18 protein-coding genes and 6 pseudogenes are annotated in these 24096 nt (G+C 39.0%); 12 read left to right on the plus strand and 12 right to left on the minus strand.

The genetic code is table 11. The features are described 5' to 3' along the window. The first annotated feature begins 17 nt into the window (after nucleotides 1-17). The gene (gene csn / locus AC4CV5_RS12590; RefSeq protein WP_490922925.1) at nucleotides 18-854 is read left to right on the plus strand and encodes a chitosanase; all 837 of its coding nucleotides are present in this window, start codon (nucleotides 18-20) and stop codon (nucleotides 852-854) included. Between the two features lie 830 nt (nucleotides 855-1684). Here csn and AC4CV5_RS12595 read toward each other — a convergent pair. After that, nucleotides 1685-1801: pseudogene (locus AC4CV5_RS12595) on the minus strand (aldo/keto reductase); the annotation flags it as partial. Nucleotides 1802-1916: 115 nt separating this feature from the next. Between AC4CV5_RS12595 and AC4CV5_RS12600 the strand changes: the two are divergent. The 3 genes and pseudogenes from AC4CV5_RS12600 to AC4CV5_RS12610 form a co-directional block, all read left to right on the plus strand. Then, a complete protein-coding gene (locus AC4CV5_RS12600) occupies nucleotides 1917-2690 on the plus strand; it encodes a metal-binding protein ZinT (protein ID WP_222143219.1) in 774 nt (257 codons plus the stop codon). A 361-nt stretch (nucleotides 2691-3051) separates the two neighbouring features. Then, nucleotides 3052-4833 (plus strand): acid phosphatase, encoded by a 1782-nt coding sequence (locus AC4CV5_RS12605; RefSeq protein WP_490922927.1) that lies wholly within the window; start codon nucleotides 3052-3054, stop codon nucleotides 4831-4833. A gap of 34 nt (nucleotides 4834-4867) precedes the next feature. Beyond that, a pseudogene (locus AC4CV5_RS12610) lies at nucleotides 4868-5110 on the plus strand (hypothetical protein); the annotation flags it as partial. Nucleotides 5111-5789: 679 nt separating this feature from the next. Here AC4CV5_RS12610 and nikE read toward each other — a convergent pair. Genes nikE through nikA form a run of 5 tightly spaced genes read right to left on the minus strand, consistent with a single transcriptional unit; the run spans nucleotide 5790 to nucleotide 10885 of the window. After that, nucleotides 5790-6611 (minus strand): nickel import ATP-binding protein NikE, encoded by an 822-nt coding sequence (gene nikE, locus AC4CV5_RS12615; protein WP_373923685.1) that lies wholly within the window; start codon nucleotides 6609-6611, stop codon nucleotides 5790-5792. Nucleotides 6612-6642: 31 nt separating this feature from the next. Further along, on the minus strand, nucleotides 6643-7470 hold the full coding sequence (nikD, locus tag AC4CV5_RS12620; protein WP_060399099.1) for a nickel import ATP-binding protein NikD: 828 nt from the start codon (nucleotides 7468-7470) through the stop codon (nucleotides 6643-6645). Nucleotides 7471-7487: 17 nt separating this feature from the next. Next, nucleotides 7488-8318 carry a nickel ABC transporter permease subunit NikC gene (gene nikC / locus AC4CV5_RS12625; protein ID WP_326221429.1) on the minus strand — a complete coding sequence of 277 codons (831 nt, stop codon included), beginning with the start codon at nucleotides 8316-8318 and terminating at the stop codon, nucleotides 7488-7490. Further along, nucleotides 8315-9259 (minus strand): nickel ABC transporter permease subunit NikB, encoded by a 945-nt coding sequence (gene nikB / locus AC4CV5_RS12630; protein ID WP_326221430.1) that lies wholly within the window; start codon nucleotides 9257-9259, stop codon nucleotides 8315-8317. The genes nikC and nikB overlap by 4 nt, the downstream gene beginning before the upstream one ends. Nucleotides 9260-9268: 9 nt before the next feature. Further along, entirely contained in the window at nucleotides 9269-10885 is a 1617-nt protein-coding gene (gene nikA, locus AC4CV5_RS12635) for a nickel ABC transporter substrate-binding protein (protein ID WP_490922930.1), read from the minus strand. Between the two features lie 713 nt (nucleotides 10886-11598). Between nikA and AC4CV5_RS12640 the strand changes: the two genes are divergently transcribed. The 5 genes and pseudogenes from AC4CV5_RS12640 (at nucleotide 11599) to AC4CV5_RS12660 (ending at nucleotide 16613) form a co-directional block, all read left to right on the plus strand. Beyond that, complete coding sequence (locus tag AC4CV5_RS12640) at nucleotides 11599-12507, plus strand: arginase family protein (RefSeq protein ID WP_490922931.1); 909 nt, start codon at nucleotides 11599-11601, stop codon at nucleotides 12505-12507. 241 nt (nucleotides 12508-12748) lie between these two features. After that, nucleotides 12749-13303, plus strand: coding sequence for a flavin reductase family protein (locus AC4CV5_RS12645; RefSeq protein ID WP_490922932.1), 555 nt, complete (start codon nucleotides 12749-12751; stop codon nucleotides 13301-13303). An 811-nt stretch (nucleotides 13304-14114) separates the two neighbouring features. Further along, nucleotides 14115-15146, plus strand: coding sequence for an alanine/glycine:cation symporter family protein (locus AC4CV5_RS12650; RefSeq protein WP_490922934.1), 1032 nt, complete (start codon nucleotides 14115-14117; stop codon nucleotides 15144-15146). Nucleotides 15147-16044: 898 nt separating this feature from the next. Further along, on the plus strand, nucleotides 16045-16200 hold the full coding sequence (locus tag AC4CV5_RS12655; RefSeq protein WP_490922935.1) for a hypothetical protein: 156 nt from the start codon (nucleotides 16045-16047) through the stop codon (nucleotides 16198-16200). Nucleotides 16201-16240: 40 nt separating this feature from the next. Beyond that, nucleotides 16241-16613, plus strand: a pseudogene (locus tag AC4CV5_RS12660) (YrdB family protein). Between the two features lie 192 nt (nucleotides 16614-16805). Here the strand turns inward: AC4CV5_RS12660 and AC4CV5_RS12665 are convergent. Beyond that, on the minus strand, nucleotides 16806-16883 hold the full coding sequence (locus tag AC4CV5_RS12665; protein WP_072175780.1) for a YjcZ family sporulation protein: 78 nt from the start codon (nucleotides 16881-16883) through the stop codon (nucleotides 16806-16808). Between the two features lie 1170 nt (nucleotides 16884-18053). On the opposite strand from AC4CV5_RS12665, the gene AC4CV5_RS12670 reads away from it, so the two are divergent. Further along, entirely contained in the window at nucleotides 18054-19358 is a 1305-nt protein-coding gene (locus tag AC4CV5_RS12670) for a hemolysin family protein (RefSeq protein ID WP_222143215.1), read from the plus strand. Nucleotides 19359-19535: 177 nt separating this feature from the next. Here the strand turns inward: AC4CV5_RS12670 and AC4CV5_RS12675 are convergent. The 3 genes and pseudogenes from AC4CV5_RS12675 to blt all read right to left on the minus strand — a co-directional run. Next, nucleotides 19536-19619 (minus strand): annotated as a pseudogene (locus tag AC4CV5_RS12675) (ImmA/IrrE family metallo-endopeptidase); the annotation flags it as partial. 3 nt (nucleotides 19620-19622) lie between these two features. Beyond that, entirely contained in the window at nucleotides 19623-20081 is a 459-nt protein-coding gene (gene bltD, locus AC4CV5_RS12680; RefSeq protein WP_326221448.1) for a spermine/spermidine acetyltransferase, read from the minus strand. A gap of 281 nt (nucleotides 20082-20362) precedes the next feature. Then, entirely contained in the window at nucleotides 20363-21565 is a 1203-nt protein-coding gene (gene blt, locus AC4CV5_RS12685; protein WP_490922937.1) for a multidrug efflux MFS transporter Blt, read from the minus strand. 123 nt (nucleotides 21566-21688) lie between these two features. Here blt and bltR point away from each other — a divergent pair, with 123 nt between their 5' ends. Together bltR and AC4CV5_RS12695 are read left to right on the plus strand one after the other, a co-directional pair. Further along, the gene (gene bltR, locus AC4CV5_RS12690) at nucleotides 21689-22510 is read left to right on the plus strand and encodes a multidrug efflux transcriptional regulator BltR (RefSeq protein WP_456520376.1); all 822 of its coding nucleotides are present in this window, start codon (nucleotides 21689-21691) and stop codon (nucleotides 22508-22510) included. 219 nt (nucleotides 22511-22729) lie between these two features. Then, nucleotides 22730-22915: pseudogene (locus tag AC4CV5_RS12695) on the plus strand (recombinase family protein); the annotation flags it as partial. A 120-nt stretch (nucleotides 22916-23035) separates the two neighbouring features. On the opposite strand, the pseudogene AC4CV5_RS12700 reads toward AC4CV5_RS12695, so the two are convergent. After that, nucleotides 23036-23434 (minus strand): annotated as a pseudogene (locus AC4CV5_RS12700) (sigma-70 family RNA polymerase sigma factor); the annotation flags it as partial. Then, nucleotides 23427-23948, minus strand: coding sequence for an ImmA/IrrE family metallo-endopeptidase (locus AC4CV5_RS12705; RefSeq protein WP_490922938.1), 522 nt, complete (start codon nucleotides 23946-23948; stop codon nucleotides 23427-23429). The gene AC4CV5_RS12705 and the pseudogene AC4CV5_RS12700, both read right to left, overlap by 8 nt. Nucleotides 23949-24096: the final 148 nt, after the last annotated feature.

Genomic DNA, 24096 nt, shown 5'->3' on the forward strand with positions numbered 1-24096 from the left:
TAGCAGGAGGTAATTGGATGAAAATCAGTTTGAAGAAAAAAGCGGGTTTCTGGAAGAAAGCAGCGATTTCATCACTTGTTTTCACCCTGTTTTTCACCCTGATGATGAGTGAAACGGTTTTTGCGGCGGGACTGAATAAGGATCAAAAGCACCGGGCAGAACAGCTGACCAGTATCTTTGAAAACGGCACGACGGAGATCCAATACGGATATGTGGAGCCATTGGATGATGGAAGAGGCTATACATGCGGACGGGCAGGCTTTACAACAGCTACCGGGGATGCATTGGAGGTAGTGGAAGTATACACAAAGGCGGTACCGAATAACAAACTGAAAAAGTACCTGCCTGAATTGCGCCGTCTGGCCAAGGAAGAAAGCGATGACATCAGCAATCTCAAGGGATTCGCTTCTGCTTGGCGTTCGCTTGGAAATGATAAAGATTTCCGTGCTGCCCAAGACAAGGTAAATGACAGCTTGTATTATCAGCCTGCCATGAAACGATCAGACAATGCCGGGCTGAAAACGGCACTGGCAAGAGCTGTGATGTACGATACAGTTATTCAGCATGGCGATGGTGATGACCCTGACTCCTTTTATGCCTTGATCAAACGCACGAACAAAAAAGCGGGCGGCTCACCTAAAGACGGAATTGATGAGAAGAAATGGTTAAATAAATTCTTGGATGTGCGATATGACGACCTGATGAATCCAGCAGACCCTGACACCCGTGATGAGTGGAGAGAGTCGGTTGCCCGTGTGGACGTGTTTCGCTCAATCGCCAAGGAGAACAACTATAATTTAAACGGACCGATTCATGTTCGCTCAAACGAATATGGTAATTTCGTAATCAAATAAGCAGAGTGCTGACAAACTTAATCTAATAAAGAAGATACCAATGATATTGGTATCTTTTTATCTAATCGTGATGATCTGATTTCTCTTGAATCTACATTTATTTTTAGAAATTACTTTTTTGAAAAGGAAAGGACATAGAATACTTCCGGCTAACCCGGTGCATTCGTAGAAAATATTATTTTTATATTTAAAAATCCAATATGCTGTCGACCCTATGATCATTTCAAAAATCAAAAATTCTATTAATTGTTTTTTTGATAAAGAGATGATTAAAACTCTTGTTGGTTTTATTTTATTCATGGTGATCACCGCCTCATTGATCAAATGTATTCAGGAATTTTATAATAAATTACAAGTATGAACCAACTGGTCGGTTTTGTTGGTAGAAAGTCAAGTTCTCTAAGCTCCGCGAACTTTTGGTTTCATTTTTTTTGTAGGACAACTATAGAGACATCTTAGATGCAACGGATATTAGTAAAGGAAATCTTTATCATCATTTTAATTGAAGACATTTTAAAAGAGGGGATCAACGATGGGGGGGTTATTGATAGCATACAAATCACTTCCAAAATTCTTTTAGCATGAGGTTTACAGCTTAGATACATTATATCGAAATGATTCCATTCAACAAAAAACAGCTGGAAAAAGAGGCTATGAGGATCTTTATTAAAGGAATTAAATAAACCGTACAGTTAGAGGCATGTTTGCACGGAAACTGGATGCTGTATAGGAAAAGAAATAGAAAGACAAAAGGGCGTACAACCTCTTGTCTTTCCTATATGAACAAAATTGTTCAACATAAATATTTTAGAAGTTGAAGAATGAAAGTGTTACCAGGCATATGCCTCATGTGTCTCACCTCCAGGTACGGGAAAGATATCATTCAATATGCGAAGAATATCCTCATCCAGACTGATGTCAACGGCTTTTATCGTGTCACGCAGCTGCAGTTAAAACTGGATTTGCCAGCAATCTTTAGGAGTATTTTCCCTTTGATGTTTGACGAGATATATGTATAATATAAATCGTAATGTTTTCGATTTGAATAAAAGGAGTGTAGGAATGAAGATTTTATTTGCAAAGAGGTTAGGTATATTAACTATTGGTTCATTACTCGTATTGGCAGGATGTCAGACTTCCGGTTCATCAAAAGGTGAGTCTAATAAAACAACATCATCCTCGGCTGTTGCAGAAGACTCTTCCAAAACGCAAGAGCAAGCATCTGAAAGTCACACACACGAAAGTGCTCACGCTCATGATCATGAGCACGATCATAGTCATGCACATGATGAAGAAACGGAAAAAATTTATGAAGGCTATTTTAAAAACAGCCAAGTAAAGGATCGTTCACTTTCTGATTGGGAAGGAGACTGGCAATCTGTATACCCATATCTGCAAGATGGTACTCTTGACGAAGTATTTTCATATAAATCAAAACATGAAGGTGACAAGACAGCTGAAGAATACAAAGAGTATTATAAAAAAGGGTATAAAACAGATGTTGACCGTATCTTAATCCAAAAAGATACTGTAACGTTCTTCAAAAATGGAAAAGAATATTCAGGTAAGTATACGTATGACGGGTACGAAATTCTAACATATGATGCGGGCAATAGAGGGGTAAGATACATATTCAAACTAGCTAAAAAAGCTGAAGGACTTCCTCAGTATATTCAGTTTAGTGATCATAGTATCTATCCGACTAAAGCTAGCCATTACCATCTGTATTGGGGTGACGACCGCGAAGCTTTACTTGATGAAGTTAAACACTGGCCTACCTACTACCCGTCAGAAATGGACGGACACGATATTGCCCATGAGATGATGGCGCATTAAATGAGGAGTAACATGCCATGAAGTATGGTATTTCTGTTACACAAACGGTTAATTTTTCTTTGTGAAAAGTTGATAGAATAGGGAAACACGCTTGGTCCTTTATGGAGATTGAATGTTTAGATACCCCCTGCGTTAGCTGCTGACCTTTGTCAGCAGCTTTTTTGCCCTCTTTCGTTTCTTCCGTTTCTTTCTCTCCGCAACGGCTACTACTATTTCATTGACGCCTAGAAAAAATAAACAAAACATTAATAAAACAATGCTATTTCATTAACAAAGTTAAGATACGATCAATAATAACTTGACGGTTGGGAAAAAGCTTTTTGGAGATAGGATAAAGAGTAAGGGAGAGTATGATGAAAAAATGAAATTACTAAAGATGAAGAAGCATTTGGTAGTGGCTTTATTTTCTCTTATATTATTTCAAAGTTCTGTGAGTGTATGTTATGCGGGCTCAACAACGAAAGCAAAAACAGTAACTCCGCCGCCGCCCCCTGCTTCAGGATACTTCGTAGACCATTACAAAAATAACAGTTCTGCTAATACTACAGTGAATTCCAATCCCGCGATCGGGGTACTTTCAGAATTTAATAGACTTTGGACTCCCGGAAGTACCTGGGATAGTGGAGCCAAACTGAACAGCAGCGTGTTGGATCCCAACATTCAAAAAGTTGTTGACATTGCTGAACGCCGCACTTCCAATGAGGAAAATGCTGCATATTTTGATGATCGCAGGAATCAGAGTTACAGTGTGATTGACGGTCTCGGTCCGCTTACAGATGTATATCGAATGAATGCGGGCGCGACGACCACGATTAACAGTATCCCGGCAGATGCCATCACAAAAAAATATACTGACCAAGGAACCAACTCTGGCAGCACGAGCTCCAGTCTCGGCAGTATCGTGAGTTTGGTTAATACACTACGCGGCCCGTATTCTTCAACAAACCCGGCTAAGGGATACTTTCAATATCCCCGCCCGTTTCGCTGGGAAAGCAATACGATTCTTGTTCCGACCCTTGTTCCTGCTATCAATCCAGATCCGGGCAAAGACGGAGGTTTTCCGAGCGGACATACGAATGCTGCATACCTCAGCGCTTTTGCTATGGCTTATGCTGTACCGGAGCGTTATCAGGAACTCCTTACCCGGGCTTCAGAGCTCGGCAATAACCGCATTGTTGCCGGTATGCATTCCCCGCTTGATGTAATGGGAGGACGTGTCATGGCAACTGGCTTGGCGGCTGCTATATTATCTGATCCAGCGAATAATCATTTGAAAAGGGCTGCTTATGATGAAGCCCACAGCAAGTTGTTAACACAAACTGGTACAGCGGAAGACCGATTCAGCGATTATGACATGAATAAAAAACAATACATTCAACGATTGACATACGGATTTGAGCAAATCAATTCGACTGTTAAACTAATGGTGGTTCCTAAGGGAGCTGAAGTTCTGTTGGAAACCCGTTTTCCTTACCTTGACAAAACGCAGCGCCGTTGGATTTTAGCTACTACCGGTCTTCCTTCCGGCTATCCTGTGCTTGATGATCCAGAGGGGTGGGGACGGCTTAATCTCTTTTCCGCAGCTGATGGATATGGCGCTTTTGCCAAAGACGTCACCGTGAATATGGATGCTTCAAAAGGCGGCTTCCATGCATTGGATCGCTGGCGCAACGATATCTCCGGCACCGGAAAGCTGACTAAAAAGGGGACAGGTACGTTAAAGCTGGAGGGGAACAATACATATTCCGGCGGTACACGGATTGACCAGGGAACACTTGAGGGCGACTCGAAGACAGCCTTTGGGAGTGGTGATGTTTCAAACAACGGAGGCACTCTGAAGGAAGATGTATCAGGAAAACTGATCATCCGAGGAGACTACAAACAATCTGCCAAGGGGATACTTGAGCTGAATCTCAGCGGAAAAAATGATCTGTTTCATATTAAGGGCAAGGCAAAAATGAAAGGGACATTGCGTCTCAACTTTTCGGGAAATTATATACCTGCTGACGGATCCAAGATCATCACCTATGATAAGCGACATGGATCTTTTTCTTCAATCGAGACCGTAGGATTACCAAGCAAGTACAAAGTGAAGGTTGTCTATAAGTCCAACAGTATCCAATTAAAAGTCAAGGCAAATTAGGTTTGCTCCTAAGTATCTGCTAGCTTAAAAAGCAGTTGGTCGCGTGGCGTTAACGATGTATGCAGCTCAGTTTGTCTTCATATGGGGTCTCGAAATAGCTGGGGTCACGTATGATCTCGGAGCGATTCCATTTGGTGATCTGCTCGTTGCAACAGTTGCGCTGGTGATAGGGTGGTTGATCGCACGATTCCCTACTGGTCCGCTTGAAACGTCGATGCGACGCTTCGACCGGGTATTCAGCGCCTTGCGGCCAGTCACGGAACCGACATCGAAGTAGGCAGTGTCTTCAACATCTCGTAAGTATTGCCTGAAGGAAAATATCTGAGCTGAATATGGACAGTTTTCCGGCCTTTAGGCTTCAATCTCATAAGCAGAACTCCGAGATATAACAGAGCAGAGTGAGAAGTTTTCGAAATTGAATTTTTCCAAGGTTCTCCATATGTTAAACCCGATTTTGTTCGTCACAGTGTTTTATGGAAACGTGCAGTCTGGAGAAATTGTATGGGATCCCGGAAACCTTGGAAGGGCTTCATGGCTTGGTTAAATTTAATAGAATCCTCATTCATGGACGAAATCTATTAAAAGAACGAAGAGATTATGAGGAGCCTAATCCACCTTGCTATTTTCTCCTAATGAGGCATGAAAAACATTTTGTCGTTTAAACATAAAATAATAACGGTTTAGAGGGTGTAGAAAAAGAACCAATGGTTTAAAGCCAACGGTTCTTTTTCTATGTCATATTTAAAGCAGGAAAAATGGTTGAAATGCGGCATGTGTAGCCGTGAGTTGAAGGAATGTAACAGATCGCAGTCATCATTTGATGCAGTTAATGGTGCAACCGTTCTATTGATATCAGCACTCCATGCTTTGAACAACAAAAGACATGCCGTACTTGTTAAAGCAAATATCATGAAAAAACGATGTAACCGGGAATGCTATATCTACACGCGATTTTCTTATTGTAGCATCGTCCCTCTTCCTATCGAACGAAAGCGCGGGTGTTCTGCAAGTATGGAGCTTCTCATTTCTTTTACTGCTGGATGGTCTGATGCAAAGAACTGAGGTTTGGACTCGTAAAGCTCAACTAATTTTCCGTTATCCAGTACACCTAGTGTGTCACTCAATTGATAAGCGGCTTTCAAATCATGCGTAATAAATAAATACGATAACCCAAACTCGTCTTTGAGCTCTTTTAACAAATCGAGTATAAGCGTTTGGGTAACCATGTCCAGACTGCTGACTGATTCGTCTAATACGATCAGTTTCGGTTTGAGCGAGATTGCTCTGGCGATATTGATCCGCTGCAATTGACCGCCGCTGAATTGGTGCGGATATTTTGTTAAATCATTTTTGCTTAGGCCTACCCTTTCCAACAACTCGATAATAGTTCGTCTTTGTTCCGCCGTAGTGAGGGTTTCATAGTTTTCTAATGGTTCTGCAATAATCCGTTCCGCCGTCATTCGCGGGTTGACGGACGAGTATGAATCTTGAAAGACAGCTTGAAGGTCACGACGGATTTTTCGCCGGATCGATTTATCTGCGCTATACATATCATGGCCTTGAAAAAGGATTTGACCTGATTGCGGCCGTTCTAAACCAAGCAACACTTTTCCCAATGTACTCTTACCGGCTCCACTTGCCCCAATCAAGCCTAAGCATGTACCCTTCTCAATCGAAAAGCTGACATCGGATAGGACTTGTTTAGATTGAAATTTCCATTTGAACAATGAACGCTCCGCATAACGATGAGAGACTTCTTTCACTTGTAATAAACTCACATGTTCACCTCATTAAAGTGCCGCTCTTTTGTCAAATTGACCCAATGGCACGTTCATCAATTGGCAATGTCAAACGTGCACTTAATAGCTTCTTTGTATATTCATGCTTTGGTGCATCAAACAGCTGAAACACATCTGCTTTTTCTGCGATTCTCCCTTTCTGCATCACAGCGACTTCATCCGCCATTTCAGCAATGACGCCCAGATCATGAGATATAAGCAAAATCGCCGTTCCACATTCAGAACGCATGGCGTCTAAATGTTTCAGCACGGTCTTCTGATTATTTACGTCTAGTGCAGTTGTGGGTTCATCCGCAATGAGAATGCTTGGATGTAAGCATACAGCGGTTGCAATCATCACCCGTTGAAGCATTCCGCCGCTTAATTGAAAAGGGTAAGATTTTAAAAGTTTAACAGGATTGGATAAGCTCACATTATGCAATGCTTCTATTGCAAGCTCCTTTGCCTGCTTTTTGTTAAAAGACGTATGAGAGCGAATCGTTTCAATCATTTGATGACCAATCGTAAAAACAGGTGTAAAAGCGTTCATCGGATTTTGCATAATATAGGCAATATCTTTACCGCGTATCTTGCGCATTTCTTTATCTGCCAATCCGTTTAATTCTCGGCCTAGTATTGAAATGCTTCCTTCCACCTTGGTTGTTTTCTGATGAAGCATCTGAAGAATGGACATGCCTGTTACTGTTTTTCCGCATCCGCTCTCACCAATCAGGCCAAGGACTTGACCGCGCTTCAGTTCGAAATTGACGTGTTGCACTAGAGTTGAAACTCCTTTGTGCGTTTTGGCCTGTACATGCAAATCTCTAACTTGCAGTACCGGTGATTGTTCTGTTCCCAACTTCCTCATTCCTTTTATCATCGACGTTTGATTCCGTATTTTTCTGATAAGCTCTCGCCCAATAAATTGAACGTTACAACCACAATCATGATCATCATCCCTGGATAAATCATCAACTCAGGGTTCGTCCGGATATACGATTTACCTTCATGAATCATCGCTCCCCATTCCGCAGCCGGTGGCTGGACGCCTAATCCAAGAAACGACATAGCGGATATGTCCATAATGGCCCAGCCCATTTCCAATGTACCCATGACAACGAGGGGAGGGAGCACATTAGGTATGATATGTTTTTTCAGAATCTTCCATTGTGATGATCCATTGATTTTTGCGGCTTTAATAAAGTTTTCCTCTTTCAGACTAAGCACCATTCCTCTAAAGATTCTCGCATAGTAGACCCATTGCACAAGCATGAGGGCAAGAATGACTTGAGGAAGTCCAGGTCCGAATATGCCTACTAGACCAAGAACTAAAATTAAGTTCGGAAAGGCCATCACACCATCACAACATCTCATTAACAAATGATCAATCCATCCGCCTTTATATCCCGAAATCGTACCGACGATGAGACCGATCACAAGTGAGGAGATAAAAATGAGCACTGCAAATCCCAAAGAAATTCGTGTTCCGTACAAAAGGCGGGATAAGTTGCATCTTCCTAAATGATCAGTTCCTAAAGGGAACTCCATGGATGGAGGGTGCAGCTTATATGCCAAATGAACAGCAACAGGGTTATTCGGCGCAATCCAAGGGGCAAATACAGCGATGAGAAATAGGATTGATAATATGATGATACATGCCGTTACCACTTTTTGACTTTTATATATCATGCGTATGCTTGTGATCATCGATACTGCCCTTCTTTCCTGGAAATGCGCGGATCAATATACATTTGAATGAGATCAACGATTAAGCTGCTCAATATAAAAAATGTGGCAGCTATGAACACATAGCATTGAATGACAGGGATGTCACGATTGAAAATGGCATCAATAAAATAACGGCCAAAGCCAGGCCAAGAAAAAACCACTTCAACAATAATTGTTCCGGTGAGAAGTTTGCCAAGATTCATTCCTAGGCCAGTAATCATCGGAGAAATGGCCATTTTCAATACATGCTTAGCCATAATGCTTTTATTCTTCAGTCCTCTGATTTTTGCGTATTGTACATACGGTTCTTGCAGGTTTTCTATAATACTGGCGCGCAAAAGCCTTGTATACATTGCAATTAAAGGAAGCGCCAGCGTCATTGACGGCAGTACGAGGTGCTGCCATGTTCCAATTCCTTCTACTGGAAAAAGATCTAATTGAACAGAAAAGAAAAAAACCAACATATACCCTAACCAAAAAGTCGGAATGGATGCCCCGAAAAAGGAAATAAAGCGACTGATATGATCAATTGCGCGATTTCTTTTGATTCCCGCAAAGAAGCCGAGAGGCACACTGACAAGCACCGCGATCAATAAACTCCCAAGAGCAAGTTCGATCGTTGCTGGCATTCGGAGTGTTACCTCGTCCCAAACCGGCTTATTCGAAACATAAGAAATGCCGAAATCCAATTGGCATATCTTCAAAATAGAGTTTACATATTGAATAAAGAATGGTTGATCTAAGCCAAACTCATGTCTTTTTTGCTCTAGAATGTCATCGGTTGGCTGGATATGCGCTGCGGCTACATATGCTTCAGCCGGGTCAACCGGTGAGAGTTGAATCATTCCTGTTGTCAGAAGCGTAGCTAAAAGAAACACTGGTATGATGGACATGATTCGTTTTAATATATAGATGCCCATAAAAGCCTCCTACTGCTTAATGCGAATACCTGTAAATGGATGTTGGTCACGGTTGGCAGGGAAAGTAAAGTCTGTAATATTCTTTTGGTAGATCGCTGTCTTTTTTATATAAGAGATAGGAACGATGGCTCCCTGATCTTGAAGGGATGTTAAAATAGATGAGTAAAGATGTTGACGCTCTTTTTCATCAGTTGTTTTGGGAACCCTTGCCATCTGCTTCAATAGCTCATCCTTGTTTGGATATGCCGAAATCGCTTCATTAAATCCAAATCCTTTTGACGCGACAATGTTTACAAATGTATGCGGGTCATAAGGCGCGCCATAGTTGCTAAAGAAGTTCATATCAAATTCATTCGCTTTGAACCGTTTAACCTGAGTTGCCAATTCTACTCCTTCAAGATTCAACTTCACCCCAATCGCTGCCCACTCTGCTTGCAGCGTTTCTGCCATTGCTTTTTGAATGGATTCCGCTGAATCATACATTAAACTAAATTCAAGAGGCTTTCCGTCTTTCTCACGCACCGTCTTGCCATTAGGAAGCTTCCAACCTGCTGCATCTAATAACGCTGCCGCTTTTTCCGCATCATATTTCACTGGTTTTACATCAATATCAGATGTGTATGGGAAGGTTGTCGGCAAAATATAATCTGCTTTTTCTTCTAACCTGGAGGTAATGCCTTCCACCATGGTGTCTTTATTAAAACCATAGTGCAGGGCTTGGCGAACACGTTCATCAGAAAGCTGTTCTTTTTTCGTATTCATGACAAGCTGTCTCGTCGCCACCGGTTCGGAAAGGCTTGTTTCATATTGTCCTGTCGATTGCAGCTGCTTATATGCATCCAAACTGATGACGCCTTCACCGTAAATTAAGTCCAGTTCACCTTTTTCAAATGCGAGTACTCTTGTTTCTGCGTCTGGGATGACTTTCACCTTGATTTTCTCGACTTTAGGCTTTTCACCCCAATAATTTTCATTGCGTTTAAAAATCGCATATTCATCGGTTTTATGCTCTTCCAATACCCATGGACCCGTCCCAACCGGTTTTGCTACACCTTTTGATGTATCGCCATCTTTAGGGAATCCAGCCTCTCCTAAAAACCGAACAGGCCGTACAACTGCCAGCTCCTGAATGGTTGGATAATATGATTCAGTCAGTATCAATTGAAATGTATGATCATCGATCACTTTTGTTTGAGCTATTTTTGTAATAAATCCTAACCAGCTATGTAACTCAGGATGTTTTAAAATGGAGTTAAAATTCTTTTTCGCGATTTTTGCATTAAATGTTGTCCCATCAGAAAATGTTACATTCTTACGCAAATGAAACGTATACACTTTGCCGTCATTAGATATATCCCAAGACTCAGCTAAATGCGGTTTAAGCTTTCCGCCCGCTTCATAAGAGACCAAAGGCTCATACACCATTGACTGTGTAAACAATTGGGAAGGATTATAGACATGTGGGTTTATTTCTCCTATATCTCTAGGCCAAGCAATTGTGACCATATTGTTAGGATCTTTCTTCTCTGTTTGTCCTGCATTTGTACATCCTGTTAATAAAATAGAAAAGATGAGCATCGATAAGAAAGTAAATTTAATTTTCAAACGAATCTTCCCGCTAAGCATCTGTATTTCCTCCTAAGTGATGTTGATAATCATTTTCATTTTATGGAGGCAGCATACCCTTGTCAATGTAAGAATATAGGTATTGATTTTGAACCCGATGTTCTGCCAACGGCTGTGGGTAGTAATCGCAACAAAAACAAGTAATTGATTTCGAAAAGGGTAACAAATAATCCTTCGAATGATTAAGATGTAACCGACTAAGCATCACTAATCCCCCATCGTTCGTGAAGAGGTTTAATTAAGACGTTCCGATAATGTTGTAGTTGGCGGTAATCCAGCCAAAATTATAAAACAAATAACCAGATGAGCTAACTGTGAGATTTAGTTCCCTTTTTGGAATTTTGGTGTGATTTTAATACTTATTCAGAAATAAGAGTCCAAACCTGACTCATATAAAAAATACACTTTTGTTCCATTTTCATATAAAAAATTATATAACGTGTAAAACTGTCGAGCTTAAAGGAATTCTCACACATGACGGGCATTCTTATAAAGCGAAAAGTATAGAACATTGTAAAGAACTTTAAAGGCATTTACCAACAACCAACAAGCAGCTCAACCCGTTGATAACAGCGGTACACTTGCAGAAGGCATTGCGATTGCCAAACGAATTAAAAGTGCTGAAAAAATAACAAACACTTGACCCTATACTTGCTATAAGGTTTATAATTTGTGCATCATACTTATGAATATTTGAAAGGAAGGTGTATAAGATGACAAATAAAGAAGATAAGACGCTTCGGTTACTCATGCCGCAATGGCAAGGAGGAAACAACCCTCCGTACGTTCTCGGAGCACACTTATTAAACTGGCTTGCTCCTAAAACGAATGGCCCATTTGAAGAAGTACCTGTCAATTTAGATGCGAGCCTTGAAAAAGAGCAGGGGATTGTTGGCAGGAGTGTTTTATTAAAGCAAGCTCGATCTGCCAAAGGCTTAATTCAAAAGCACAGTCCTGATCGTGTTATCGTTCTTGGCGGCGATTGCGGTGTAGAGCTTGCTCCTTTTGCATACTTAAATGAAAAATACGATGGTGATACTGCTTTGTTATGGGTTGATTTACACCCTGACGTATCAATTCCTGAGGATTGGCCACACCACCATGCTCATGTACTTGCTAATTTGTTGGGTGTTGGTGATAAGGAATTCGTCGCTGAGGTACCTCGTCCATTTAAACCGGAACAGGTATTGTTTGTAGGGTTGAACGATATGATGGAAGCACTTCACTCTAAACCATTACAGAATATGAAATTCGACATTGCAACCCCAGATGATATTGAAGAAGACAGTTCCAAGGTGCTTCAGTGGCTGGATGCACGCAAACCTTCTAAGGTTATCGTTCATTTTGATTTGGATGTACTGGACTTAAGGGAATTCCGTTCTCTCTTAATTGCGAACCCTGATACTTATGATGAAATGGTTGGAAAAGCTCCAAAAGCATCCAGCATCGAAACAATTATACGGGTGCTTCAAGATGTAGCCAAAGCCCATGATGTTGCAGGATTAGGGATTACAGAACATTTTCCATGGGATGCGTATCACTTACAAAATATGTTGCAGCGACTTCCGTTACTGGGGGATATCAATAAAAAGGATAAAGCTCCATTTAACTGGATCTTTTAAACGTTACGGAATATCACAGAGGTTATTTACCAGTTCACTGTTGATAATAAAAGCAAATGCGGCACACCTTCCAACTATTATTGGCAGTTTAATGTTTCGGTTTGAGTTTGAGCAAAGATGAAGTTAAACATTACTAGCTGTATGTGCTGCTTTGGCTTTTGATAGCGTTTACGTTGAAACACGTTTTACAGTATCTCAGATTCTAATAAAAAATGCATCTAAAACAAAAGGAGCGATGAATATGAGAACACCGATAGATGAACCAATTTGGTACGCCTACCCTGGAATGGTAGCTGTAGTTACGGCTCAATATGAAGGTAAAAAAAACGCAATGGCTTCCGGTTGGCATACGTATATCGGATCTTCTCCTGGAATGTATGGGATATCAGTAAACAAAGAGACATATACTTACAAACTGATTGAGAAAAGCGGTGTTTTCGGTGTGAATTTTCTTCCAGGGAGATGTTCAGAATTAATCCAAGCATTAGGCACCCATAGTGGTAGAAATATAAATAAGTTTGAAGAATTTAATATTCAATACGAAGAGGGGCTAAAAGCTGAGATACCGATTTTAACTGATGCGTATTTCGCTTATGAGTGTAAAGTACACAGTATATCCACTTTGGGTGATCAAGAGTGGATTGTGGGAGAAGTTTTACAGAGATATCAAGATAAAGAGTTTTTCTTAAAAAATGGAATGCCAAATTTAGAAAAATTGGATATACCGCTTCATATTGGAAAGTCTAGCTACCGGATATTAAATAGTAAAGCAGAGGAACATCAACACCCTTTTTAAAACAAAACGGATTGAAACATTTAGGTTCCTTCACATTCATTGTTACGTGGCATACATGCTCTTGAAGAACCCCCTATGCCTTGGGTTCATCTCACACGGGCCAAATGAATCTATCTAGACTAATATTCGTAAGAGTAGAGGAAACCTTTCAATGGATGGATGTGCAGTGGGTTCCGTTGGAAATCCTTTGACTTATACGAAGCAAAAAGAGACGCAAAGACCGCAAAGCTTCTTCAAAAATGCTTTGCGGTCTTTTATATTTCTAAGCCTCGATTCATTTCACAATGGAAAGGTATTTCAACTTTCTCTTTCGATCAACAATAGTCCATATTTAAATAACTGAAAAGATTCCCGGCCCTTTGTATTCTAAGTGATTGGTGTCAGTAGCATGCACGAGATTGGAAGGGCGTGCTTAAGACAGAGCTTTAGATCATTACGAGACACTAGAACAGGCGGTAGAGCTTGGCGTGATAATCTGAATATTTCTGTATTGTTAATATATTGTCCGGAAATGAAATTTGAAAGCAGATTGAGAAATGAAAAATAACTTGGTTTGAAGAATAACGGAATGAAGGCTAGATTGTAAAAGTGGATATGTTTTAATGGTTTATGGCTGAAAGTATATCGAGTTTGTCGTAAACAACGAGTTAATTATCAATCTTTTGATATAGTTCTTTAACGGTTTCCACAAACATTTTTGTTGCATGAGATATTTGAGATGTTGTACAAATTCCTATGGTACGATAAGTATTTTCCTCCAACTCAATCGCCTTAATTTTGTTGTGTATTTGCTGTTGTCACCATCATTGTGATGGCTGGGTTATGGCCAACACTACAAGCAAATACAATTGCTGCCGCTGTTCACCAAGCATTTGGCCTTTCTACTGTCATCACAGGCGGGTTATTGGTTTTCATACTGGCAATCATTATTTTTGGGGGAGTCAAAAGATTGGGAAAGGTTGCCGAAACAGTGGTATCTACAATGGCTGTTGGTTATGTCCTATTATGTCTTGTAATCGTAGGATTTAATCTAGAGCATTTACCCGGTGTCCTCATGTTAATCTTAAAAAGTGCGTTTGGCGCCGATTCGGTGTTCGGAGGCGTTGTGGGGTCAGCGATTACTTGGGGAGTGCAGCGAGGTGCTTTTTCACATGCTGCGGGAATTGGCAGCGAGACCTTTGAAGCTGGAGCTGCTGAAGTATCTCATCCTGCAAAACAAGGATTAGTGCAAGCTTTTTCCGTCTACCTAACCACGTTAGTGATTTGCTCAGCAACGGCGTTTACTATACTGATAACGGGAATGTATAACGTGTCCCCTGATGGAGGAGGCTTCATCACGTCACACGCTGTTGCTGGGAAAGACCCTTCTGCTTATCCTTCACTTGCTGTAGATTCAGTCATCTCTGGTTTTGGTGCAGCCTTTTTAGCTATTGCTCTGTTCTTCTTTGGTTTTACTACCCTCATGTCATACTACTATAAAGCTGAGACTTGTTTAGCTTTTATTAATCAAAATCGAGAAAAATCTTATAAATTGATCTTGTATCCTTTAAAACTCACTTTGCTCGTTATGGTATTTTACGGCAGTGTGCAATCGGGGGAAATCGTATGGGCACTCGGAGATCTTGGAATGGGGAGTATGGCATGGCTGAATTTAATAGCCATCTTATTCATGACGAAAACGGCTTTAAAAGTACTAAGAGATTATGAGGAGCAAAAAAAGGAGGGGAGAGATCCAGTATTTGATCCGGAAAAACTAGGGATAAAGAATGCACATTTTTGGGAGAAAGAGTATCAAGTAATAGAAAACGATGAAGAAGGAAGTAAGGTCAAGGAAGTCCTTTAAAAGTTAATCTCTTCTCTAGGTAAACGAACAACATCCTTAGGATATTCTGTTTAGCAGAAGAACCAATTGTTTTTAGCCATTGGTTCTTTTTCTATTTAGATGTTATTAACATGAGGACAAACAGCTCTCACATAGAGAACGGCAGATCATTGTCATCCTATATATGCAGCCGGAAGAAATGGTGAGTATGAAGTATATACGGAAATGAGTATCACAACTATTATCGAGTGAAGGCAAAAGCTTTCTGGCGATTGCTCTAAGAGAAGAGGTGTACATGAAGAGTCAAAAATAAGTTTCAGTTTGATAGATGGATGTTAGAAAATGGAGAAAAAACACGATTCCGTATGATATTATCGTGTTACAGGAGGTGAGCGGAATGAGTAGAGGTGCTGGATCAAAGAAAGAACAAAAAGGTATGGTTTGATTGCTTTTGAAAATCCAATCAGGTGGTGATACATATGGACAGAGGTTCAACAGGTTCAGCTTTAGAACAAAAGGGCATGTATTAAAGAATGGCACAAACATGACAGGATAATGGAACGCCGTTTTGTTTTACGGAAGGCAGTAATTAAAGAATTTTTCTTATGTGCTCATCTGTTTATCAAAACAGACGAGCTTTTTTTATGAATAAACCATTTGAGAAGTATCAAATTCATTTTCAATCTAGTAATGGCAAAGGGTTCAGCGGTTAGGGGAATTCAACACAAGTATAAGTCATGGGTAATTCGAGGATAACAATAAGTGTATAAGGGCGGTAATACAGCAGCCAGTATACTGCTTAAACACATTAAATATCCAACAAATTATAGTATTATTCCATACTATCGTTCGACAAATTCCGCGAATTGCAGACAACTTCCTGACTATTTGGATAATTATCTGGATAGGAGGGGAAAAGTTGTCATATTTCATTATTCTTATAATTGTTGTAATAGTCGGAGCATTGCTAACAGCAGCAGTCGGTATCCTATCTTTAAAAGTGGAGGTGATCTCTCCGAAAACTACAATAGAATCTAAAGAAGAAGAACAGAAAAGTTTTTATACGCTGAAATAAAGTAGAGAAAGAGCATCTCCTGCGAGGTGATACAGAGGAGTTGGGAAAACTGAATCAAACTAATTTACTTTTAAGATTCGCCCTTGAAATCGCTGCACTAATCTCCATAGGTGTGTTTGCATGGACCCACTTTAATGGTTATTTTAAATATATCCTAACTTTAGTTTTACCGATTGTAGTTATGATGATCTGGTCCGTGTTTGCAGTGCCTAATGATCCTAGTCGAAGTGGACAAACTGTAATAGCCATAAACGGGCTAACAAGATTAGTTATTGAATTATTGATCTTCGCAATGGCAGTTGCAGCGCTTTATTTTAGTAATGTCAAAACAGTTGGTATCATGTTTTTTTGTCTTATATTGCTACACTACATCACTTCAGCTGATCGTATAAAAATGGCTTCTAAATCAATAGTGAATTATTTTTAAGCAAACATTGGGGACGATTTTAAAAAACTAGAGGTCGATATACAGCTTCAGAAAGATGAAGATTTGTAAAAATGGCCTGGTTCAGAAACTTTATCAGCATTTGGAATTAATCACATAACAAAACAGACGCCATAAAGATTTCTTATGGCGTCTGATGGATATGGGGCAAGGTGAGTTCTTAATAGCCACCGAAGAAAGATGTCCCAACGATGATTAACAGGATGAATAGCACCACTATTAATGGAAATGACCGCATAACATCACCTTCCTTAAAAGAGGATAGTACATGATATGCTGATCGAGCTCATTCGATAGTGATGATAGTTTAATTGATTTTAAAATATGTTTTAGCCTAAGTAGAATAATACTAAAAAAACTCAATATATACTAAAGATGAGAACCAATGTTGATGCAGTTAAACTGTTTCAGAGTTTGCACAGGCTCAATTCTGACGGCATTTACGTACCGAAAACAAACGAAAGCAAAACTTGAACGATAATTGTAAATAAAAAAGCGCCCTGTTTCTCTATGAGGGGAGGCCTGCTCTTTTTTGAGGGCTTGCACCGTGACGTAGCATCAAATACATGTTGGAAGCAGGGTACCCCGCTTCTTCTGTATACATGAATAAAAGATAACTTTGGATTTCAGGTAAAAATCATCCCTAAGGATGCCGAAAAACCGAAAAACAACGTTTTGAATTATTATTTGTTACATCTTTTAACTGGTTTAAACATGGTTTTCTCAAGTCGCTTTCACAATCATTTTCCTCAACGATGTTTTCATTCTTTACAGATTGTGTCGCTGGTAATTTTCTGCTCTGTTCACATTCACAAAATGAGTAGGAGGGACACGTCTAATCCGTTGATTGGTTGAGGTATTAACAACATTTGGAGTAAGAGAAACATCGCTTCTACCTTGTTGCCTCCATTGAACCTGCCATTGTTCCCAGACGGGATACAAAAATGAATTCGTCAACATTTCTAAATCCACCATTGAAGCTCATCAAATCACCTTTCCATATAATCTTGGCTCACAACACTTTGAACTTGCATATCTTCATGTGGAAAATCTATCTTTGAAAATTTATATAGCCAAGAATCTTATAAGAGGTTTAACTATAAGTTATACCCTTGTGAAAAAGGGGAATGAAATGAAGACAAGTGGCTATATTCAATAGTTACAATTTTGGCGTTGGTTTTTCGAGTGCTTCTCTTCTCTCCATGGGAACCACTTTCCACAGGGTAAGAGATTATTTAAAATCATTCAAGGGTTGATATTGAGGTTCGTTTGAACTTATAATGTTATTATGTAAATGTTTTTTGTTTATTCTGAAAAAACAGCTTGGTTAATGAACGTTAAAAATTATTAATAATATAAAGAGGATCTTTATATGGGAGGTGTATGCCTTACTTGGTAAGGCAAATCATTGACAACCATTAATCTTATCATCTTTACTATTTTAATTGTCTTAACAGCATTTTTTGTTGCGACTGAATTTGCAATAGTGAAGATTAGATCATCAAAAATTGATCAACTCATATTAGAGGGAAAAAAAGGTGCTGTATCAGCCAAAAAAGTCATTACTCATTTGGACGAATATTTATCAGCTTGTCAATTAGGGATCACGGTTACAGCGTTAGGAATTGGTTGGGTTGGAGAATCGACTTTTGAAGTGATTTTGCACCCCTTATTTGCTCATTTTCATGTAAGTGAAGCAGTTTCACATGTATTGATCTTAGTGATTGCTTTTGTTATGGCGACTTTTTTGCATGTTGTAGTTGGTGAGCTTGCTCCTAAAACACTCGCTATCCAAAAAGCTGAAACCATCACTCTTTTGACTGCAAAGCCAATTATTTGGTTTTACCGCATCTTGTTCCCTTTTATATGGTTTTTAAATGGTTCAGCCCGGTTTATAGTCGGACTCTTCGGTTTGAAACCTGCATCAGAACATGAGCTTGCCCATTCTGAAGAAGAACTGCGCATCTTATTGTCTGAAAGCTATAAGAGCGGTGAAATTAATAAAAATGAGTTGAAATATGTAAATAATATTTTTGAATTTGATGAAAGAATTGCTAAAGAAATTATGATTCCAAGAAGAGAGATAGTAGCGATTTCGATCGACGATTCTTATGAAACTATTGTTAAAACCATTAAGACAGAGAGCTATACAAGGTACCCTGTTCTAAATGGAGATAAAGATACAATTATAGGTTTTATCAATGCTAAAGAGTTCTTGTCAGCCTATATTGACACAGATCAGAAAATAAAAGAGAATTTCAAGTTAGAAAATCATATCAACCCTGTTATACATGTCATTGAATCCGTTCCAATTCATGATTTATTGGTAAAAATGCAAAAAGAGCGTACCCATATTGCTATTCTTGTTGATGAATATGGTGGTACTTCAGGTTTAGTCACTGTTGAAGATATTCTTGAAGAAATTGTTGGGGAAATCAGAGATGAATTTGATGAAGATGAAGTACCTGATATTAGAAAAGTAAAAGACAATCATTATATCTTAGATTCGAAAGTGCTCATTGAGGTTGTAAATGATTTATTGGGAACGACGTTAGTGAGTGACGAAGTGGATACGATAGGCGGCTGGTTTATGACTCAAAATATAGACGCTGCAGTTGGATCTGTTTTAGAAGCTGAAGGTTATATTTTCAAAGTGCACAAAATAGTTGGGCGACATATTAACTATTTAGAAGTTGTCCGAAAAAAAGAATAACATCTATATAAAATGAAGTGAAGTTTTTTCTTATGAGATCATAAAGCCTGAGATGAATTGGATTTTTCATCCAGGCTTTTTTTCTGCTTTTATACTTATGAAAATCCCCTCATTCGTACAAACAGCTATAACATAGCTTTACCCAAGGGGTAATGCATTTTAATCATCATTGAGAGACTATTGAATAAATAAATGATGAGTCAGCTTCCGGTAATAAAGGTTCAAACGTTTCTTAGCAAATGAAGGGAGACTTGGAAACAGAACCTATAGCTCTTTTACCATTACTTTTTCGCCATTAAAATCGAGTTCACCATTAAATTGAAAACCAAACCTTTGATAAAGGCGAAGAGCATGACTATTATTTTCAAATATACTTAAATAGATCCTCTTACATTCATATAGCTCAGCAAGATGCTGAATGAGAGTTTTAAGCATTTTCTTTCCTAATCCTTTTCCTTGATAGTGTGCGTCAATAAAGAATCGATCAAGCCAGACTCTTCCATTTTTATTATCTTCATCATACTCAGGAAACAATCCATACATTGCAAAACCGACTAGATCTCCTTCATAGTAAAGTCCGACAGGTTTATAATAATGACATTCTTTTGCATCCTCTAAACATACTCTCGCTGATTCAATATATGATGTTTGATTCTCGCTGACATGAAGAGCAAGAATTGCAGCACGATTATCATCAGTTACTGCTTTTATTTTTATACTCATTCTACATACTCCTTATGTTTCTAATTCCAAAAAGGATAATTTTCAATGGATGATCATAAATAATGTTGTTGTACCTCGGGCTAACGGAAATGCAAGCCATATACGTCCGAGAAATATAGGAAGAGGACAGGTATCAATAAAATCAGGCTTCTGCTTAGGGTGATGGCAGAGATAAACTATATTCACCTCAAGAAACATGTAGCCGATCAAATAAAGGTGACCTTTCCTTTTTGTGCCTATTCAGAGGCATTTCCTGCTATCCAAATGTCAAGAGAATAAAGTTAATTCAAGGCTGAAGCATCATTCCATTTTTCTTTCCAAACCATTGTAAGGCCAAGGCCAGCAATCATAACGAAACCTGCAAAAAGGAACGGATAATGAATGTTAAGATCAAATAGTATACCGCCTAGAGCAGGACCAAATATATTTCCTAGGCTGGTGTATGTGGAGTTCATGCCTGCTACGAAACCCTGCTGGTTACCAGCCATATTGGATAAATGAGTAGTTAAGGCCGGGCGCAGCAAATCGAACGCCAGAAAAATAAAACAAGTGACAAGCAAAACAGTTAAAAATCCAGACACAATAGTAGACACGAAAGCTAAGATCGCTCCGGTTATTAAGCACAGCTGAATCATTCTTTTTTCTCCAAGTTTGTTGACCAATTTCCCGAATAGTAAAACTTGAATAACTACCGCAACAATGGAACTGATCGTAATAATGGTTGCAATATCTTTTGGTGTGAAACCAAATTTATGATCAGAAAACAAGCTGAATACCGTTTCATAAGCTGATAAACCGAAAGCCATTACAAAGACGATAATAAATGCAATAAAATAGACAGGATGAATGGACCTCTTCAAGTCTAAAAAAAAACTTGATTCCTTAATATGAGATGAGAGTTGATGGCGTTCTTCTAGTGACAATGACTCTTTTAGAATAAAAACGGAAGATACAGCTGCTATCAATGCTATGGCGGAAGCGAAGAAAAACGGCATGCGGATACCAAAGCCGGCAATAAACCCGCCCGCACCAGGTCCAATAATAAAGCCAGTGCTAATTGCAGCAGAAACATACCCCATAGCCTTTGACCTTTCCTCTAGGGTTGTCATATCAGCTACATATGCTGTTACAGCGGGCATGATAAAGGCTGCACTTATACCACCCAATATCCTCGAAAAATAAAATATTGAAACATGGGTCCCTAATCCAAAAATCAACTCTGATAAACTGAATATAAGCAAACCGAGAACAATCATTTTTTTTCGTCCGAAACGGTCAACCCACCTTCCTGCAAAAGGTGAAGTAATTAACTGAGATATGGCAAAAGCCGCAACAAGATAACCCATAGTGCTTCCAGATAAATTCATGATTTTCATAAAAGAAGGCATAACTGGAATAATTAAACCGATACCAAGAAAGGCTACGAAGATGTTGCTTAATAGTATAATGAATATCGTTTTTTGGTCATTTATAGATTTTTTCATCTGAAGTCCCCTTTACTAAAATTGAAACCTTCTTTGTCTATCCTTTTCTTTGTAGATTGAAGATCTTTTCAAGTACAATCAAATCATAAGGTATATGGTTACCGTATAGTCAAGGAGGTTTTTATGAGCGAAGATGTTAGGAAGTATTTCACAACAGGTGAGTTTTCGAAGCTCTGTCGTGTAAAAAAACAAACCTTATTTCATTATGATGAGATTGGTCTTTTCTCGCCGGAAATAAAAAAAGAAAATGGGTATAGATATTATTCCTATCATCAATTTGAGATTTTTCAAGTCATCAGTCTGTTTAAAGAGCTTGGGGTTCCTTTAAAAGAAATAAAGTATCTAATAAAAGGAAAAACACCAGACAAGATCCTGCATGTTCTAAAAGAAAAGTCCATTGAGATTGATAAAAAAATAAATGAGCTTAAGCAGTTGCAAACGATCTTACAAACAAAAGTGGCTCTTACTGAACAAGCACTTGAAACTGATTTTTCCTCGATTTCTTTTGAATATTTACATGAAGAAACATTCATGCTAAGCCGAAAAACATTAAACTTGCCGGAACGAAAATATGTGGCTGCCATTTCAGAACTCATTCATGAAGTTCAACAATATGAGTTAGATGAAGGGTATCCGATAGGCGGAATCTTTGCACGGGAACAAATATTAGAAAAAGACTTCTACAATTACAGTTACTTTTATATAAAAGTAAAAGGTGGGATAGAGAAAATAAATTATCATATTCGGCCAAAGGGCCTGTATGCAGTTGGATATGAAATAGGCGGAAACACTGAAGAGGCTTACCGCAGAATCATTGAGTTCGTTGAAAGGAATGGAATGCAAATAGGGGACAATGCATATGAGGAATATATGCTGGATGAGATGGTAGTTGACGGATATGAAAATACATATGCAAAAATCCTCCTGCAAGTTAAGGAGAGGTAACGTTGATTTTAAGATCGACAATATAACAAGTTACTGTGATTTTGATTTCAAGATATTTATACTCTTGAAAATCTCCTTATTAGAACAAACATCCTTTACATTACATTCATTACCTAAGGGGTGATGCATTTTATGAAGGAGATAATCATCGAAGGGCCGAAAAGCTGACAAATGCATTAACGATTGCTATCTTTAAAACTTTATAGGCAGGACAGCTAGATGCTAGCGATATATGTAAGGGTGTCAGCCGAGGAACAATCGATAAAGGGATCGAGCATTGACAGTCAGATTGAGGCCTGGGGACTAAGGATGTGCTGAAGTATACGTCCGGCTTTGAATCGTTTGAGGGAGGATGCAAGTAAAGGGCGGACTAGTAAGGTTATTTGGTACGACCCAGACCGGCTTATCTTGGAGAGCTATCAGTGATGACAAAAAATGATTTTCATAAATCTTTTCCTATTTCAATGAAAAGAAACCTTTAAATGAATAGAGAAAGCCGGAATATGAGATCCGGCCTCTTCTGCGTTATTTCCCCTTCGCTTTCTTCCGCTTTTCCTTCTCCGCCCGATAAAACTCATGAAACATCTTCATCAGCGCCCGCTTTTCAATCCGCGATACATAGCTGCGCGAGATACCGAGTTCTTTGGCAATCTCACGCTGCGTTTTTTCCTTCTTCAAATCAAGCCCAAACCGTCCGACAATCACTTCCTTCTCACGATCATCTAAAATGTCAATGTATTGTTTCACTTTTTCAAGCTCCATATTGAGCTGGATCGTATCAATCACGTCTTCGTTTTCTGATTTTAGTACATCGATCAGGCTTATTTCATTCCCTTCTTTATCCTGCCCGATCGGATCATGAAGGGAAACGTCTTTTTTTGTTTTTTTCAATGCGCGTAAATGCATGAGGATTTCATTATTCATTACAAAAGGGGGGTGCACAGATTTCCCGTGTTTGATTAAATAAATGTTGAGTCAGTTTTCTGTAATAAATGCTTAAACGTTTCTTAGCGAACGAAGGGGATACTTTAAAAAGCCAAGCTGCATTTTCAATTGCATGTGTTTGTATGTACGAAAGGTTGATGTCACGCAACATGAAATTTGGTATGCAAAAGTGATATGTAAAATAATTGGACTGCCACTCTAAATAATCAGTCCAGGTTGCTGGCATTGTTTTTTTATCGCCTTCGTGTCTATATATATGGCAAAATTCATGAGCGAAATCATACCATTGTTCAATTCGGGTTTTTCGGCTGTCCAAACATATATTATAAATCCCGCTGTGCTTTAGTGCGAAGCTTGAAACAGGTGTTAACAAAAGCTTGATATCTAAAGCCTCGGCAATCCGTTCAAAATTAATTTGTTCAGGTTCTGTCATATCAATCTTCCTGTATAAGTTTTCAATCCAATCCTCTGAATGACTGTTTGTACACCTCAAGATGAAAAACCTCCTTAAAGACGACAATCTAAAAATTGGATTCGTTAAATATTATAGGGAGACACAACTTTTTTTATAGGAAAAACGTCCAAAAGATGCAGGGTTATCCAAAGAAATGGATTGTTAAACGGAGTTATCTTGTTGGAGT

The organism is Bacillus sp. NS1, from assembly GCF_058248265.1.

Coding starts and splice junctions, on each gene's coding strand:
- csn (WP_490922925.1), top strand. CDS start 18: ATGAAAATCAGTTTGAAGAAAAAAGCGGGTTTCTGGAAGAAAGCAGCG.
- AC4CV5_RS12600 (WP_222143219.1), top strand. CDS start 1,917: ATGAAGATTTTATTTGCAAAGAGGTTAGGTATATTAACTATTGGTTCA.
- AC4CV5_RS12605 (WP_490922927.1), top strand. CDS start 3,052: ATGAAATTACTAAAGATGAAGAAGCATTTGGTAGTGGCTTTATTTTCT.
- nikC (WP_326221429.1), bottom strand. CDS start 8,318: ATGATCACAAGCATACGCATGATATATAAAAGTCAAAAAGTGGTAACG.
- nikB (WP_326221430.1), bottom strand. CDS start 9,259: ATGGGCATCTATATATTAAAACGAATCATGTCCATCATACCAGTGTTT.
- nikA (WP_490922930.1), bottom strand. CDS start 10,885: ATGCTTAGCGGGAAGATTCGTTTGAAAATTAAATTTACTTTCTTATCG.
- AC4CV5_RS12640 (WP_490922931.1), top strand. CDS start 11,599: ATGACAAATAAAGAAGATAAGACGCTTCGGTTACTCATGCCGCAATGG.
- AC4CV5_RS12645 (WP_490922932.1), top strand. CDS start 12,749: ATGAGAACACCGATAGATGAACCAATTTGGTACGCCTACCCTGGAATG.
- AC4CV5_RS12650 (WP_490922934.1), top strand. CDS start 14,115: ATGGCTGGGTTATGGCCAACACTACAAGCAAATACAATTGCTGCCGCT.
- AC4CV5_RS12665 (WP_072175780.1), bottom strand. CDS start 16,883: ATGCGGTCATTTCCATTAATAGTGGTGCTATTCATCCTGTTAATCATC.
- bltD (WP_326221448.1), bottom strand. CDS start 20,081: ATGAGTATAAAAATAAAAGCAGTAACTGATGATAATCGTGCTGCAATT.
- blt (WP_490922937.1), bottom strand. CDS start 21,565: ATGAAAAAATCTATAAATGACCAAAAAACGATATTCATTATACTATTA.
- bltR (WP_456520376.1), top strand. CDS start 21,689: ATGAGCGAAGATGTTAGGAAGTATTTCACAACAGGTGAGTTTTCGAAG.